We start from the raw sequence: 15,442 nt of genomic DNA on the forward strand, positions 1-15,442 counted from the left end.
ATGCTGAACTTCCTCGCCAAACGGCTGGTGCAGATCGTCCCGACGCTGTTCTTCGTCTCGATCCTGATCTTCTCGCTGCAGCAATTGCTGCCCGGCGATCCGGCGCTGGTGATGGCCGGCGAGGAGCGCGATCCGGCTGTGATCGCGCAGATCCGCGCGCAATATCACCTCGATCAGCCGATCCCGGTGCAGTATGTCTACTGGATCAAGGGCGTGCTGTCGGGCGATTTCGGCGAGTCGCTGCGCAACAAGATGCCGGTGCGGGAGCTGATCGCGCAGAAGCTGCCGGTGACGCTACAGCTTGCCGGCATGGCGATCGTGATCGCGTTCCTGATCGGCATTCCCGCCGGCATCGTCTCGGCGGTCAAGAAAGGCTCCGCCTGGGATTACGGCGCCAATCTGTTCGCGCTGTGGGGCATCTCGACGCCGAATTTCTGGCTCGGCATCATGCTGATCTTCCTGTTCTCGATCGAACTGGGCTGGCTGCCGGCCTCCGGCTACGTACCGCTGACCGAGAACTGGCGCGCCAGCATTGCCGCCACCATCATGCCGGCCTTCGTGCTCGGCAACGCCATCGCCGCTATCCTGATGCGCCACACGCGGAGTGCGATGCTGCAGGTGCTGGAGAGCGACTATGTGCGCACCGCGCGCGCCAAGGGCCTTGCCGAGCGCACCGTGATCCTCAAGCACGCCATGCGCAACGCGCTGACGCCGATCATCACGCTCGGCGCGCTCGAGCTCGGCACGCTGCTGTCGGGCGCGGTGCTGACCGAGCAGATTTTTTCGATCCCCGGCTTCGGCAAGCTGATCGTCGATGCCGTGTTCAACCGCGACTATGCCGTGGTGCAGGGCGTGGTGCTGACCACGGCGACGATCTACATCACGCTGAACCTGATCGCCGATATCGCCTACATCCTGGTCAATCCGCGGCTGCGGGGCTGATGCGATGACCGATGCTGCACTCGCAACCGTCCCCCTCGCCGCCGCCGAGACGCTGGAGAGCCCGGCGCGGCGCGCCTGGCGGCGGCTGATCCGGCGCAAGGGCGCGGTGCTCGGCCTCGCCGTGATCGCGATCTTCGTCCTGATGGCGGTGTTCGCCGCGCTGATCGTGCCCTATGATCCGATCGCGACGAGCTGGTCGCTGGTGCGCAAGGCGCCCTCAGTGCAGCACTGGTTCGGCACCGACGAGCTCGGCCGCGACGTGCTGGCCCGCGTCGTGTTCGGCGCACGCGCCTCGCTGCTCGCCGGCGTGATCTCGGTCGGCATCGCGCTCGCGATCGGCGTGCCGCTCGGGCTGCTTGCGGGCTATCGCGGCGGCTTCATCGACGCGCTGATCAGCCGCATCACCGATGCGATGCTGGCCTGCCCATTCCTGATACTGGCGATCGCGCTCGCCGCCTTCCTCGGGCCGAGCCTCGGCAATGCGATGATCGCGATCGGCATCTCGGCGACGCCGATCTTCATCCGCCTGACCCGCGGCCAGGTGCTGAGCGTCAAGGTCGAGGACTACATCGAGGCCGCGCGCGCCATGGGCAATCCGCGCTGGCGCATCGCGCTGGTCCACATCCTGCCGAACATTTTGCCGGCGCTTTTGGTGCAGGCGACGCTGTCGATCGCCGCCGCGATCATTGCCGAGGCCGCGCTCTCCTTCCTCGGCCTCGGCCAGCAGCCGCCGGCGCCATCCTGGGGCAGCATGCTCAACGCCGCGCAGCGCTTCCTCACCAGCGCGCCATGGATGGCGATCTGGCCGGGCCTTGCGATCTTCCTGGTCGTGCTGTCGTTCAATTTGGTCGGCGACGGCCTGCGCGACGCGCTGGACCCGAAGGCGCGGTAGGCGATCGCGACTAATCCCTCCCCGTCATCCTGAGAGCTTGTGACCCTAACAGGGGTGACCGCGCCATTTGGCCCAGTAGAGCGATGGCGATCAGGGCGCAACCCTCAAGGTCGCTGGTGTTTGGTTATGCTGCTTGGGCCAGGAGCCTGTGTCCGGCGAGGACGTTGTTGGCGAGGGCGAACCAGCGCAGCACGGTGAGCACTTTTTCGCGACCCCGAACCGTGAACTGGCGCAGGCCCCAGTTGCGGAAGCGGGCGTTGATGCATTCGCCCGGCGCCCGGCGTTTGTAGACGCTCTTGCCGTGCAGGCTTTTCATCCGTCTGCGCCAGGCGGCCATGCCGGGGCCGTCCTCGGGGCGTGGTGCATAGGGATCGCTCCCATGCTTGCTGTTGGCCGGCGGGCCATAGACCTTGATCCCCTGGCTAGCAGCCCATTCGATGTCTTCGTGCTTGTTGAACCCGCCGTCGACAAGGTAACGCTTCGCGTGACCATAAAGGCCCGCAAGCCGTTCCTGCATTGGCCGCATCAGGCCGCGGTCCGAGCCGACATTGGTCACATCCACGGCAATGGCGATCTGTCCCTCGGCGACGCTTGCGACTTGGCAGTTGTAGGCGGGACGGAAGCCGCCGTCGGCCATCTTCATGACCCGCGCCTGCGGGTCGGTCGTGGAAACACGCGGCTCGGAGCGCTTGCTCCCCTTCTTTCTGTTGTTCCTGTTCTCGCGGCCGCGGCGCGCGCGATGCGCTTCGATGGCGGCAAGCTGCTGGAGTGCCGCGGCGACACGCGCCTCGCGTTCACGGGCCGCACGGCCCTCTGCGGCTCGGATACGCCTGTTGCTGGCGTCAGGATCGTCGTCATTCTCTTGCCGCAGGTGCTCGACCAAACGCTTGGCCTTCTTCAACTCCTTGTGCAGCTTCTTCTTGCGCCGGAACGAACTGGCTCCCGCCGAGGCGCGCACACGCACGCCATCCTGCACCACTTCATCAAGGTCGATCACCCCGGCAACCGAGAGCGAGGCAACGTGCTCCACCAGTAGCTGCTCCAAAAGCTCTGGATGCGCGGTGCGGAACTCCGACAGGCTATGGTAGTTCACGCTGACCCCACCGCACAGCCAGCGATACGCATCATGGCTTTCGCACAGCCGTGCCAGCGCCCGGGCACTGCCGACACCCTGGCTCGTGGCAAACAACCACAACGCCAGTTGCAGGCGTGGGCTGACCGGCGCTTGACCCGGACCATGGGCACGCGCCCGAACGGTCCCTTCAAGCGCGCTCAGATCGAGCCTCTCGACATAGGCCCAGATCACGCGTGCCGGATGCTCAGCCGGCAGCAACGCCTCAAGATCGACCGCCCGCAGCTCAACTTGATCGCGGACAGGCTCGCGAAGCCGGGCGCTTCCCGGCCAGTCCCGCGCAACCGCCTCTGCTTCAGGTAGATCACCAAACAGTGTTTCGCGTGACATCCGTGCCTCCATCGACCTTGAAAGCAGGGAATCATCCGACTCACGCTTACGCAAACAGAAACCCGCCAAATCACATAGATTCACAGCCTCTGAGGTGCGAGCCTCTTCGGCGAGCCTCGAAGGATCGACGGCCACCAGCCGGGCCGATTCATCCTTCGAGGCTCGCCCAGCAGCGCAACTGCGCTGCAAGGCTCGCACCTCAGGATGACGGGTTGGGGGCTGCGCGCTCCCTCCGGTGCCGGCGCGGCACGCGATGGGCGGCTTCTTCGCCCATTCGCTTACGAAACATTTCACAATCTGTGGTGGTCTGAGGGCCGGTTCGAACCGTTCGGTATCGACATCGAGGGCAACCGACATGAGCATGGCCGAGACCCCGCCCGAGCTGCCCTATCCAAAGCTGCCGTTGTGGCAAGCGATCGGCCTCGCCTATTCGACCTTCTTCAACCGGTTTGAGGATGTGTTGCGCGCCTCGTGGCTCTGGCTGATCGCGGTTGCCGCCCTGACCGGCTATGCCAGCTGGCAGCGATGGTCCCTGGCGATGGCGGTGATCGGGCAGGTCCAGCCTGAACTGTTTCCGAGCATGACGCAGCTTCAGCAAACCACCGCGCTGCTGCAGCTCGGCGCCGCCCTGGCGATCCTGGCCGCGGTCAGCATCGCGGTCGCCTGGCACCGGCTGATGATCCTGGACGAACAGCCCGGCCTCAGCGGCAGCAACATCACCAGCGGCGATCTGTGGCACTTTGTGGTGATCGGCTTCCTGCTCTGCGTCATCCTGATCGGGCCGGCGCTCATCGTCATCCTCGGCGGCTTCTACCTGACGGTGCCGGCCACGTTCGGCCCGAATACAGGCGGCCCCGTCGCCTTCTTCCAATTGCTGCTCCCAGCAGCCGCGTTCTACGTCATCGGCCTCGCGGTCACGTTGCGGCTGAGCCTGCTGCTTCCCGCCCGCGCAATCGGCAATGAGGATCTGAGTTTCGGCCAGGCCTGGCACCGCACAAGCGGCAATACCTGGCGGCTGTTCTGGGGACTGATCGTCACAACCCTCCCGCCGCTGCTGCTGACCGATCTCGTCGTCATCGCCTTGCTGGACCTTGCCTATCCAACGCTGACCGCGACGCGAATAGCCGCAGCCAGTACGGCGAGCACGGTCTGCTCCTTGCTGCTGCTGCCCATCAGCATCGGCTTTCTGTCGTACGCATACCGACATTTCTTCGAGCATCCGTTGCAGCAGACGGCATAGCGCCAATCGACCGGCGCGGCCTTGCTTGTGGCGCCATATCGGGCGAACTTGTCGTCGTTTCTCGGCCGGCCCTGGCCGCGTCCGATCCCTCCAACTGAGCCGACCATGCAAACGCCACGTCCCGACCGTATCCGCAAGCTGCTCGCCGACCTCGTCGCCTTCGACACCGTCAGCGATCGCTCGAACCTGCCGCTGATCGACCACATCGAAAAATACCTCGCCTCGCTCGGCGTCAGCGGACAGCGGATCGTCGACGACACCGGCCAGAAGTCCTCGCTGTGGGTCACGATCGGCCCCGAGGACAAGGCCGGCCTGGTGCTGTCGGGGCACACCGACGTGGTTCCCGTTGCCGGACAGGACTGGAGCCACAACCCGTTCGAGCTGGTAGAGCGCGACGGCCGGCTCTACGGCCGCGGCACCACCGACATGAAGGGCTTTGTCGCGGTCTGCCTCGCGATGGTCCCGGAGATGCTCACGGCCAATTTGAAAACCCCGATTCATCTGGCGATCTCCTATGACGAGGAGATCGGCTGCGTCGGGGTGCGGCCGATGCTGCGCGAGCTCAGCCGCAAGCCGATAAAACCGCTCGGCTGCTTCGTCGGCGAGCCGACGCAGATGCAGGTGATCATCGGCCACAAGGGCAAGCACGGCGTCCGCGCCACCTTCCGCGGCCTCGCCCGCCACTCCTCGATCGCGCCCGACGGCGTCAACGCGATCGAATATGCCGCCGAGCTGATCGTCGAGATCCGCCGGCGCGCCGCGCTGCTCGCCGCGGACGCCGAACGCAGCAGCCTCTACGACGTGCCGCACTCCACGCTGCTGACCAGCATCGTGCATGGCGGCGCGGCGCTTAACATCGTGCCCGACACCTGCGCGGTGGAGTTCGAATGCCGCGGCATCGGCATCACCGAGTCGCGGCAGGTCACCGACGCGATCATCGCCTGGGCGAAGGCCGAGATCGAGCCGAGGATGCGCGCGCAGCATCCGGAGTGCGGCATCGATTTCGAGGAGATCCTCGACTACCCCGCGCTCGACACGCCGGCGGAAAATCCCTTCGTCACGCTGGCAAAGCAGCTCGCCGGCCGCAACGACCATGCCAAGGTGGCGTTCGGCACCGAGGCCGGCCTGTTCGTCAGCATGGCCGGCGTGCCGTCGGTGGTGGTCGGCCCCGGCGGAATCGCGCAGGCCCACACGCCGGATGAATTCGTCGAGCTGTCGCAGCTGCTCGCCTGCGGGGATTTTGTCGCGCGGCTGATCACGCATTGCGCGAAGTGACGGCGTAGCCGCGTAGCCCGCATGAGCGTAGCGACATGCGGGAGCGTCCCGTGGTCGACTGTCACGCCGAGCGCCTGGCTAATCGGGCAATCCAGCCGTGACGAACGCCTCCATGAGCTCCGACCGGAGTCTCGGTGATCTGACCCAGGGCGGGGCCAAGCTGTTCGAGCGGCTCCATGCAGGATTGATGCGAAGGCATTCCGCCATCACGCTCCTGGCATCCTGCAGCCTCCCCGCCCCCACGTAGCAGAGGATCGCCTGCGTCATTCCGACAAAGAATGACGGAGGAAATGCACGCAGCGACCGGTCCGCCCACTCGGCCGCCGCCGCATGCCGGCCGGCATTGTGATGCGCAAGGGCAAGCCCCATCATCGCGTTGTACTTGAAGGGATCGCGCGGGCTCAGCCGCATGGCCTGCTCGAAGTCCGCCGCCGCGTCCGGTTCGCCGTTCCAGGTCCGCAGTAGTCCCCTCAAATTGTAGGCCCGCGCATAGTTCGGGTTTGAGCGAACGGCCTGTTCGATCATCTCGAAGCCGGCATCGTAGTCCAGCAGCATCCAGAACAGATTGAAGCCCATCACCGAGAGCGTGAAAGCGTCATCGGTGCCCAACTGCCTGACGCGTTCGGCAAGACCTGACAATTCGGCGTTATCCTCAGCGAGGTCGCCGGGCCATTTGTTGGCGCGTCGCCATGCAAGACAACTCACTATGCCGCCAAGCGCCGGAGCAAACGCGGGATCGAGCGCAACCGCCTGCCGGAAATGGCTCATGGCGGCCTCGTTGTTCGCCGCGGTGGTCGGAAACTCGACATAGGGCAAGCCGCGGTAGAATGCCGTGACCGCATCGATATTGCCGGTCACCCTCCGGCTCGCCCGTCCGACCTCGGCGCGATCGAGCTCGGGCGCGATGGCCCCGATCACCTGCTGCGTCACGCTGTCCTGCAGCTCGAAGATATCTTTCAGGGCGCCGTCGAACCGATCCGCCCATAGATGCGCCGCGGTCGCGGCGTCGATGAGCTGGCCGGTGATCCTGAGCCGGGTCCCCGACTTTCGTACGCTCCCCTCCAGGACGTAGCGCACACCGAGCTCGCGCCCGACCTGCCTGACGTCGACGGCCTTCCCGCGATAGGTAAAGCTCGACTGCCGGGCGATGACGAACAACGCCCTGAACCGCGACAGCGCCGTGGTGATGTCCTCGACGAGGCCATCGGCGAAGTAGTCCTGATCCGAATCGCCCGACAGATTCTCGAATGGAAGCACGGCAATCGATGGCCGGTCGGACGGGATCGCCGGGGTTGCCGGCAGCGCCGCCGGGCCGTCATCTGCGCCGCCGATCTCCTTGACGGCCCCTACGAAGCGAAAGCCCTTGCGCTGCAGGGTCTTGATCAGGCGCTGTTCGTCACCGCTATCGTCGATCGCGGCACGGGCGGCGTTGAGTCGGGTCGCAAGTGCTGCGTCGGTAACGACACGGCGCCCCCAGATCGCGGCAATCAGGTCGTCCTTGCTGGCAACCCGCTCGCGGTTGCGTATCAGGAAGACCAGGAGATCGAACGCCTGCGGCGCAATCGCAACCGTCTCGGATCCGCGATGCAATTCGCGCCTGTCGGCGTCGAGCACGAAATCCTCAAACTGATAGCGCAAGGCTCCGCTCCCGATCCAGCCCGAGCAAGGCAAGCCTAGCAGCCGGCCGACCGCAAAGTCAGTGGCCAGTCATCGAAAAATAACAGGTTGGTAAAGTGTCGCAGTCCGGCCCGTGCATCCTGCAACTGCCGCCTTCGCAGTCGGAAACAACGGGAGATCGACATGCTGCAGGACAAGCACGGACCTATCGATTACAGCGAACAGGGCGCGGGGCCGACCATCGTCTTGGTGCCCGGATCATGGTCCAGCGAGTCGGCCTGGCGCGACATCGTCGCGGGGCTCCGCAATCGCTTCCGGACCGTGACGACGAGCCTTCCCGGCTACGGCGGCACGCGGGAAAGCCGGACGTCGTCCGACAGCTCGGTGGATCGGCAATCCGAAACCGTCGAAGCGGTCATTCGTCACACCGGAGGCCCGGTGCATCTCGTCGGCCATTCCTATGGCGCGCTGGTCTGCCTCGACCTTGCGCTGTGCGGACTGGTTCCGCTGATGAGCCTCACCCTGATCGAGCCCGTCGCCTTCGGACTGCTGCGCCAGGCGGGAGAGCAGACGCTCTACGAGCAGTTCGTCGCGATGCGCGACGATTACGTCCGCGCGTACGAGCATGGCGACAAGGACGCCGCGCGCCGGATGGTCGACTATCTCGCCGGCCGCGGCAGCTTCGATGCGCTGCCGTCCCGCGGGCGACAATATATCGTTGACGCCACGCCGACCCACATTCGCGACATGCGCTCCGGCTTCGACCCATCCATCGGGTCGCTCGCCAACATATTGCTGCCGAGCCTCGTCATCCGGGGCGAGCATAGCGCCGAGCCCCTGGCGAAGAGCGCCGATATTCTCAGCCGTGCGATGGCGAATGCATCGCTGCGCACGATCGCCGGCGCCAGTCACTTCATCCCGACCACGCACGCAGCGGAACTCGCCCGGCTGATCGGCGATCATGTTCTGATGACGGAGTCGCTGGCCTGGAGCAGCCTGAGCTTTGCTTCTCCCTTCGGACCAGGTTTCCGCAATCCCGCCGGATCAGTTTCGTAGTTTCGTAGCCCGCATGAGCGAAGCGATATGCGGCAACAGTGGCCCCGGGTATCGCTCCGCTCACCCGGGTTACGGACTACGGACTTCGCGCCACCGCACTCACAATCCATCCGGCGGCAGGCCGGGGCCGCTGGCGGCCGGGCGGAGCTTGTCGCGGAGGCGCTCGCGGTAGAAGGCGTAGAGGCCGGAGGCGACGATGATCGCGGCGCCGATCAGCATCGCTCCGTCCGGCTTGTGGCCGAAGGCGAGATAGCCGGTCAGCATCGCCCACAGCAGCGCGGAATAGCGGAACGGCGCGATCGCCGAGATGTCGCCGGTGCGCAGCGCCGCGATGATGCACTGATAGCCGATCAGGATCAGGACCGCGGCGAGCGCGAGCAGGCTAAGCGCGTTGCCGGACGGCGGCTGCCAGCCGCCGAGCGGAACCAGCACGACGGCGCCCGCGGTCGACACCGTCACCGTCGTCAGCAGCGTGATGAACAGGGTCGGCAATTGCTTGGGGATGCGGCGGGTCGCGAGATCGCGCACCGCGCAGAAGCCGACCGAGGCCAGCGCCAGCAGCGCGGCCTGGCTAAAGCCCTCCGCGCCGGGCCGGACGATGATCAGTACGCCGATGAAGCCGGCCGCGATTGCGAGCCAGCGCCGCCAGCCGACCGGCTCGCCGAACACCAGCGCCGCGCCCAGCGTGATGACGAGCGGCAACGCCTGGAAGATCGCCGAGGCATTGGCGAGCGGGATCTGCGCAATCGCCGACAGATAGGTCAGCGTGCCGCCGATCTCGCCGATCACGCGCAAGGCCACCGGCCAGATCAGAAGCACCCGCAGGCTGCGCAACGCGTCGCGGTAGGCGGCGAGCGCCGCCACCAGCACGATGGCAAAGCCGCCGCGGACCAGCAGGATCTCACCGATGTTGAGCTCCGCCGACACCGCCTTGGTGATAGTGTCGTTGACCGTGAAGCTGGCCATGGCCGCAGCCATCAGCAGACTGCCGCGAAGGTTTGGAGAAAGCTTCAATTCAATATCCAGCAGGGAATGCGAAGTACCAGTCAAGGCGGGACTATGCTCCCTCGCCCCGCTCTTCGCGGGGAGAGGGTTGGGGTGAGGGGCTACCTCAGCAAAGTCGTTGAGAGACGGACTCGCGGTGAGTCCCCCTCACCCGGATCGCATCTAGCGATGCGATCCGACCTCTCCCCGCAGCGGGGCGAGGTTACTCGAATGCGGCGCGACCCGGTTGGATCGCGCCGCTGATGTCTCAGACCGCGCCGGCCTTCTGGGCGTATTCCCATGCCGCCTGCGACAGCGGCACCGTGCGCTTGGCGGATTCAAGCGCCTTGGCGTTCGCGGCGGTGCCGTCGCGGACCCGCCCGGCAATGCCCTGGGTGATGCCGGCAAGGCGGAACAGGTTGTAGGAGAAGTACCAGTTGAGGTCGGGCACCGGGATGCCGGTCACCTTGCAATAAATCTCGGCGGCCTCGTCCTGGCTCGGAATGTTCAGCGCCTTGAGGTCGGCCCCGGCGAGGCCCGGCATGGTCCACTGCATCAGGAGATAGGTGAAGTCGGCCATGGGGTCGCCGAGCGTCGACAGCTCCCAGTCCAGCACGGCCTGCACCCGCGGCTCGGTGGCGTGGAAGATCATGTTGTCGAGCCGGTAGTCGCCATGGACGATCGAAACCCGCTGCTGCTCGGGCACGGTTTTCGGCAGCCACTCGGCGAGCTTCTCGAATTCCTCGATGTGCTGGGTCTCGGAGGCGCGGTACTGCTTGGTCCAGCGATCGACCTGCCGCGCAAAATAATTGCCGGGCTTGCCGAAATCGCCGAGCCCGATCGCCTCGGGATTGAACAGATGCAGCTTGGCCAGCGTCTCGATCTTGCTGGTGAAGATCTTTCGGCGCGCGTCCGGCTCCTGGCTCGGCAGCGTCGGATCCCAGAACACCCGCCCCTCCTCCATCGACATGATGTAGAAGGCCGAGCCGATTACGGCGTCATCGGTACACAGCGCATAGGCTTTTGCGACCGGAAAATTCTGCTTGCCGAGCGCGGCGATCACACGGAACTCGCGGTCGACCGCATGCGCCGACGGCAACAATTTACCGAACGGCTTGCGCCGCATCACATAGGCGCGGCCGGGCGTCTGCAGCTTGTAGGTCGGGTTCGACTGGCCGCCCTTGAACTGCAGGACGGTGAGCGGTCCCTGATAGCCCTCGACGTGTTCCTTCATCCAGGCGTCGAGATTGGCCTCGTTGATCCGATGGCGCTCCTCGACTTCCCTTGTGCCGGAAAATTCCTCGTCCTTCCTGACGCCGTCCGCCACGCTGACGCTCCCTCAAATCATTGGGGAGCGCCATGGCGGCGCTCCCTTGATCAGGCCGGCGCCCCGGCCTGATGTCCTTTTCATTCTGAGCACGATGTCTGCGCGAACGCCATGCGTTCCGCGTCATGCTCAGTGCGACGTGTTTGCATACTTCCGAAGTTCGAGCCTGGCAATGGCGCGATTGTGCACCTCGTCCGGACCGTCGGCGAGACGAAGCGTGCGGATGTGGGCGTAGGCGCGCGCCAGCCCGGCATCGTCGGAGACGCCGCCGCCGCCATAGGCCTGGATCGCCTGGTCGATGATCTTCAGCGCCATGTTGGGCGCGGCGACCTTGATCATCGCGATCTCGGCCTGCGCGGTCTTGTTGCCGACCTTGTCCATCATGTCGGCGGCCTTCAGGCACAGCAGACGGTTCATCTCGATGTCGGTGCGGGCCTCGCCGATGCGCTGCTCCCAGACCGAATGCTCGATGATCTTCTTGCCGAACGCGGTGCGCGAGGCGAGCCGCTTCACCATCTTCTCCAGCGCCTCCTCGGCCTGGCCGATGGTGCGCATGCAGTGATGGATGCGGCCCGGACCGAGCCGGCCCTGCGCGATCTCGAAGCCGCGGCCCTCACCGAGCAAAATGTTCTCCTTCGGCACGCGGACGTTCTCCAGCAGCACCTGGGCGTGGCCGTGCGGCGCGTCGTCGAAGCCGAACACCGGCAGCATCTTCTCGACCTTGATGCCGGGCGTGTCGAGCGGCACCAGGATCTGCGACTGCTGCTGATGCTTGGCGGCGTTGAAATCGGTCTTGCCCATCAGGATCGCGATCTTGCAGCGCGGATCGCCGACGCCGGACGACCACCATTTGCGGCCGTTGATCACGTAATGATCGCCGTCCTTCTCGATCCTTGTCTCGATGTTGGTGGCATCCGAAGACGCGACCGCGGGCTCGGTCATCAGGAAGGCGGAGCGGATCTCGCCGTCCATCAGCGGCCGCAGCCATTTGCGCTTCTGCTCCTTGGTGCCGTAGCGGATGAACACTTCCATGTTGCCGGTATCGGGCGCCGAGCAGTTGAACACTTCGGAGGCCCAGGAGATGCGGCCCATCTCTTCCGATAGCAGCGCATATTCGAGATTGGTCAATCCTGCGCCGTGGAATTCATCGTCCTCATGCGAGGACGGCGGCATGAACATGTTCCAGAGGCCTTCGGCCTTCGCCTTCTTCTTCAGTTCCTCGAGGATCGGGATCACCTTCCAGCGCGGCCCCTCGGCGTCCTGCTTGTCGTAGATCGGCACCGCCGGCCGGACGTGGGTTTTCATGAAGGCCTGAACGCGCTCGAGCCATTCCTTCTGCTTCGGCGACATCGTGAAATCCATCGGGACGCTCCTCGTTTTTCCTAGACTTTGGGCCGCACTGTCCACCTCGCGCCACGAGCCTGCAAGGGCCTTCGCGGGACCGCGCCGTGGTGTGCCAGAATGCCGCCCGCATTGTTGCGGATTGACATTTCCGGCTCTTCAAACGATAGTTTCATACAAATGTTTGAAATGCAACCGCCGTCCGCCCACGTCGTTCCGGGGCGGCGCGCCAGCGCCGAACCCGGAATCCCGAGGTTACGGCGCGAGATTCCGGATTCGCGACGCCGTCGCGGTCCGGAATGACCGGAGGTTTGGAGCCATGGCCAGCGATCAGACCCGATCCGCGATTCTCGCGGCCGCCGAGCGGCTCTATGCCGACCGCGGTTTCGGCGACGTCACGCTGCGCGACATCGTCGCCGAGGCCAATGTCAACCTCGCCGCGGTGAACTATCATTTCGGCTCCAAGGACGAATTGATCGCGGAGCTGTTCGTCACCCGCAGCATCCAGACCAACCGCGAGCGGCTCAATGAATTGAAGGCGGCGGAGGAACGCGGCGGTGGCCGCGCCACGATCGAGGACATCATCCGCGCGCTGGTCGGCCCGCCGCTGCGCGGCTGCCTCGGCCCCGACCGCGAAGGCTCGACCGCAGCGCGCTTCATGATCCGCGCCTCGATCGAATCGGTGCCGCCGATCCGCCGCATCAAGAACCGCGAGGTCGATCACTTGCGCAAATTCGCCGCCGCGATGCGCCGCGCGATGCCCGGCCGTGACGACACCGAGCTCTATTGGGGCCTGCACTTTGCGCTGGCGATGGCGCACCACACCATCCGCGAGAAGGAGCGGCTGCTCAGGCTGTCGGAAGGCAAATGCGACCTCGACGACGTCCGCGCCATTATCGACCGCGTCGTCAGTGTCACCGTGATGGCGCTGACCGCGGGCGAAGTCCCCGCCAGCAAGCCGGCGCGGCCGGCCTTCGTGCAGGGACGGCTGACGCGGCAGGATCTTTGAAACAGGCGCGAAGAGCGGCCCCGGCGGCGCTGCGCCCCCTCGCCCCGCTCTTGCGGGGAGAGGGTTGGGGTGAGGAGCCGTCGCCGCATCGACGGTGACACATGAGCACGCGGAGACCCCCCTCACCCGAATTCGAGCTACGTTCGAATCCGACCTCTCCCCGCAAGCGGGGCGAGGTAAGCGGAGCCTGCGGGCCGATCGAGCCGCCCTACACCATCGCGATGCAGTCGATCTCGACGTCGAACGGGCCGGTCCATTCCGGGATGCAAACAAAAATCCGCGTCGGCGGATCCTTTGGGAAATATCTGGCGTAGACCGCGTTGAAGGTCGCAAAATGCTTGGCCGAGGTGCAGAACACGTTGCACTTCATCACGCTGTCGAGCGAGGCGCCGGCGGTGACGAGGCAGAGCTTGAGCTGCTCCATGACGAGTTCGCTCTGCCGCTCGATCGAGGCGCCGGCGGCGATCTCGCCGGTTGCGGGATCGAACGGCGGCAGGCCGGAGACGAACACCATGTTGCCGGCGCAGGTGACCACCGACGCCGGCGCCTTCCAGCGCTCCAGCCAGGTCGAGATCGGTTCGACGCGGACGACTTCTCGTTTCATTGATTGACACCTTCGACAGGGATCGATGGCGCCAGAGTAGCGCGATCGCGTCAATCATGTTTCGATATCAGTCGAAGTGTTGTCGTAATGCCCCGGCACCCTGCGCGTTCGGTCCGTCACCCTGAGGTGGCCGCTTCTTCAGCGGCCCTCGAAGGGTCGACGGCCCGGCTGGTGGCCGATTCATCCTTCGAGGCTCGCCGAAGAGGCGAGCACCTCAGGATGACGGGGATCAACCGGCGCGCGGGCAGCCCCGCCCGCGGCTACACGATCCCCTGCGCCTTCAGCGCCTCGACCTTGGCGTCGTCGTAGCCGATCGTCGCCAGCACGTCCCTGGTGTTGGCCCCGAGCAGTGGCGGGGCGCGGTAGTCGGTGATGGGGGTGCCGGAGAAACTCAGCGCGTTGCGGATCAGCGACAGGTTCGGCTCGAACGGATGGTCGACCTTGACCCGCATGCCGCGCGACTGCACGTGCGGATCGGAAAACACCTGCTCGAAATTGTTGATCGGACCGGACGGCACGCCGGCCTCCTCGAGCTTCTCCAGCCAGTAGGCCACCGGCTTTTTCAGGAACAGGCCGGCGAAGATCGCCATGATCTCCTTGCCGTGCACGACGCGGTCGTTGTTCTTGATGAAGCGCTTGTCATTGGCGAGCTCGGGCTCGCCGAGCACGGCGCAGGTGCGCTGGAACTGGCCGTCATTGCCGACCACCAGCATCAGTTCGCCGTCGGTGCAGCGGAACACGCCGGCCGGCATGCCGCCATTGCCCCAGGTGCCGCGGCGCGGCGGCATCTTGCCGTTGACGAGGTAGATCTGCAGCCAGTGCGACAGCGAGGCGATCACGGTGTCGAACAGGCAGACGTCGATATGCTGCCCTTCGCCGTTGTTGGCGTCGCGGTGGTAAAGCGCCGAGAGAATGCCGATCGAGGTGTTCATGCCGGTCATGTAGTCGACGATCGAGGGGCCGACCTTCATCGGGCCCTCGCCCGGCTCGCCGTCGATATGGCCGGTGACGCTCATCAGGCCGCCCATTGCCTGCAGGATCGCGTCATAGCCGGCGCGCGGCGCATAGGGGCCGGTTTGGCCGAAACCGGTCACCGAGCAATAGATGATGCCGGGGTTGAGCTGCTTGATGGTCTCGTAGTCGAGGCCGTAGCGCTTGAGATCGCCGACCTTGTAGTTCTCCATCATCACGTCGGCGGTCTTGGCCAGCTCGCGGATGATCTGCTGCCCCTCGGGTTTCGCAATGTTGACGGTGACCGACTTCTTGTTGCGGTTGGCGCAGAGATAGAACGAATTGTTGTTGTTCTGCTTGCCCTCGGGATCGGTCAGGTAAGGCGGGCCGAAGGCGCGGGCATCGTCGCCGCCGCCGGGACGCTCGATCTTGATCACGTCGGCGCCGAGATCCGCCAGCATCTGGGCCGACAACGGGCCCGCCAGCACCCGCGTCAAATCGAGAATCTTGATGCCCGAGAGTGGCAGAGCCGACATGAAAGCTTCCTCCAGTATGTGATTATGTGGCGCTGGACCCGTGCCCGCGCGCCGCTCGGCTTGCCGATACACCATTTTGGCCGCGCGAGCACTGCGTTGTCGGCATGACACTATCCGCCTGCGCCCTATGTGCGGCGCGGCGGTACATCCGCCGGAACCGGCTCTTGGAGGTCGCGGATTGCCGCCGCGCGAAATTGCGAAACCGC

General features: G+C 65.4%; 13 protein-coding genes. 6 read left to right on the top strand and 7 right to left on the bottom strand.

Annotated features, from left to right (window positions below):
* Both CI41S_RS18165 and CI41S_RS18170 read left to right on the top strand, forming a co-directional pair.
* Positions 1 to 942: an ABC transporter permease gene (locus tag CI41S_RS18165; protein ID WP_139482097.1), complete on the top strand. Its 942-nt coding sequence runs from the start codon at positions 1 to 3 to the stop codon at positions 940 to 942.
* A gap of 4 nt (positions 943 to 946) precedes the next feature.
* The gene (locus tag CI41S_RS18170) at positions 947 to 1,834 is read left to right on the top strand and encodes an ABC transporter permease (protein WP_139860914.1); all 888 of its coding nucleotides are present in this window, start codon (positions 947 to 949) and stop codon (positions 1,832 to 1,834) included.
* A 124-nt stretch (positions 1,835 to 1,958) separates the two neighbouring features.
* Here CI41S_RS18170 and CI41S_RS18175 read toward each other — a convergent pair whose 3' ends face one another.
* A complete protein-coding gene (locus CI41S_RS18175; RefSeq protein WP_139860915.1) occupies positions 1,959 to 3,296 on the bottom strand; it encodes an IS1182 family transposase in 1,338 nt (445 codons plus the stop codon).
* A 355-nt stretch (positions 3,297 to 3,651) separates the two neighbouring features.
* Between CI41S_RS18175 and CI41S_RS18180 the strand changes: the two genes are divergently transcribed.
* Both CI41S_RS18180 and argE read left to right on the top strand, forming a co-directional pair.
* The gene (locus CI41S_RS18180; protein ID WP_139860916.1) at positions 3,652 to 4,536 is read left to right on the top strand and encodes a hypothetical protein; all 885 of its coding nucleotides are present in this window, start codon (positions 3,652 to 3,654) and stop codon (positions 4,534 to 4,536) included.
* Positions 4,537 to 4,641: 105 nt separating this feature from the next.
* Positions 4,642 to 5,811, top strand: a complete 1,170-nt coding sequence (gene argE / locus CI41S_RS18185; RefSeq protein ID WP_139860917.1) for an acetylornithine deacetylase — start codon at positions 4,642 to 4,644, stop codon at positions 5,809 to 5,811.
* Between the two features lie 78 nt (positions 5,812 to 5,889).
* On the opposite strand, the gene CI41S_RS18190 is transcribed toward argE, so the two are convergent.
* Positions 5,890 to 7,449: a winged helix-turn-helix domain-containing tetratricopeptide repeat protein gene (locus CI41S_RS18190; protein WP_139860918.1), complete on the bottom strand. Its 1,560-nt coding sequence runs from the start codon at positions 7,447 to 7,449 to the stop codon at positions 5,890 to 5,892.
* A gap of 162 nt (positions 7,450 to 7,611) precedes the next feature.
* On the opposite strand from CI41S_RS18190, the gene CI41S_RS18195 reads away from it, so the two are divergent.
* Positions 7,612 to 8,484, top strand: coding sequence for an alpha/beta fold hydrolase (locus CI41S_RS18195; protein WP_139860919.1), 873 nt, complete (start codon positions 7,612 to 7,614; stop codon positions 8,482 to 8,484).
* A gap of 99 nt (positions 8,485 to 8,583) precedes the next feature.
* Here CI41S_RS18195 and CI41S_RS18200 read toward each other — a convergent pair whose 3' ends face one another.
* The 3 genes from CI41S_RS18200 to CI41S_RS18210 all read right to left on the bottom strand — a co-directional run bounded on the left by CI41S_RS18200 (position 8,584) and on the right by CI41S_RS18210 (position 12,157).
* The gene (locus CI41S_RS18200; protein WP_139860920.1) at positions 8,584 to 9,498 is read right to left on the bottom strand and encodes a DMT family transporter; all 915 of its coding nucleotides are present in this window, start codon (positions 9,496 to 9,498) and stop codon (positions 8,584 to 8,586) included.
* Positions 9,499 to 9,736: 238 nt separating this feature from the next.
* Positions 9,737 to 10,795 carry a phosphotransferase family protein gene (locus tag CI41S_RS18205; RefSeq protein ID WP_139860921.1) on the bottom strand — a complete coding sequence of 353 codons (1,059 nt, stop codon included), beginning with the start codon at positions 10,793 to 10,795 and terminating at the stop codon, positions 9,737 to 9,739.
* 129 nt (positions 10,796 to 10,924) lie between these two features.
* Positions 10,925 to 12,157 (bottom strand): acyl-CoA dehydrogenase family protein, encoded by a 1,233-nt coding sequence (locus tag CI41S_RS18210; protein WP_139860922.1) that lies wholly within the window; start codon positions 12,155 to 12,157, stop codon positions 10,925 to 10,927.
* Positions 12,158 to 12,455: 298 nt separating this feature from the next.
* Here CI41S_RS18210 and CI41S_RS18215 point away from each other — a divergent pair, with 298 nt between their 5' ends.
* Positions 12,456 to 13,145 carry a TetR/AcrR family transcriptional regulator gene (locus tag CI41S_RS18215; protein ID WP_139860923.1) on the top strand — a complete coding sequence of 230 codons (690 nt, stop codon included), beginning with the start codon at positions 12,456 to 12,458 and terminating at the stop codon, positions 13,143 to 13,145.
* Positions 13,146 to 13,353: 208 nt separating this feature from the next.
* On the opposite strand, the gene CI41S_RS18220 is transcribed toward CI41S_RS18215, so the two are convergent.
* Both CI41S_RS18220 and CI41S_RS18225 read right to left on the bottom strand, forming a co-directional pair.
* Positions 13,354 to 13,749, bottom strand: coding sequence for a Rid family hydrolase (locus CI41S_RS18220; RefSeq protein WP_139860924.1), 396 nt, complete (start codon positions 13,747 to 13,749; stop codon positions 13,354 to 13,356).
* A gap of 260 nt (positions 13,750 to 14,009) precedes the next feature.
* Positions 14,010 to 15,236, bottom strand: coding sequence for a CaiB/BaiF CoA transferase family protein (locus CI41S_RS18225; RefSeq protein ID WP_139860925.1), 1,227 nt, complete (start codon positions 15,234 to 15,236; stop codon positions 14,010 to 14,012).
* Positions 15,237 to 15,442: the final 206 nt, after the last annotated feature.

The organism is Bradyrhizobium ivorense (assembly GCF_900696085.1).
In the GTDB taxonomy this organism is placed as follows: domain Bacteria; phylum Pseudomonadota; class Alphaproteobacteria; order Rhizobiales; family Xanthobacteraceae; genus Bradyrhizobium; species Bradyrhizobium ivorense.

Coding starts and splice junctions, on each gene's coding strand:
- CI41S_RS18170 (WP_139860914.1), top strand. CDS start 947: ATGACCGATGCTGCACTCGCAACCGTCCCCCTCGCCGCCGCCGAGACG.
- CI41S_RS18220 (WP_139860924.1), bottom strand. CDS start 13,749: ATGAAACGAGAAGTCGTCCGCGTCGAACCGATCTCGACCTGGCTGGAG.
- CI41S_RS18180 (WP_139860916.1), top strand. CDS start 3,652: ATGAGCATGGCCGAGACCCCGCCCGAGCTGCCCTATCCAAAGCTGCCG.
- CI41S_RS18210 (WP_139860922.1), bottom strand. CDS start 12,157: ATGGATTTCACGATGTCGCCGAAGCAGAAGGAATGGCTCGAGCGCGTT.
- CI41S_RS18165 (WP_139482097.1), top strand. CDS start 1: ATGCTGAACTTCCTCGCCAAACGGCTGGTGCAGATCGTCCCGACGCTG.
- CI41S_RS18175 (WP_139860915.1), bottom strand. CDS start 3,296: ATGTCACGCGAAACACTGTTTGGTGATCTACCTGAAGCAGAGGCGGTT.
- CI41S_RS18225 (WP_139860925.1), bottom strand. CDS start 15,236: ATGTCGGCTCTGCCACTCTCGGGCATCAAGATTCTCGATTTGACGCGG.
- CI41S_RS18195 (WP_139860919.1), top strand. CDS start 7,612: ATGCTGCAGGACAAGCACGGACCTATCGATTACAGCGAACAGGGCGCG.
- CI41S_RS18215 (WP_139860923.1), top strand. CDS start 12,456: ATGGCCAGCGATCAGACCCGATCCGCGATTCTCGCGGCCGCCGAGCGG.
- argE (WP_139860917.1), top strand. CDS start 4,642: ATGCAAACGCCACGTCCCGACCGTATCCGCAAGCTGCTCGCCGACCTC.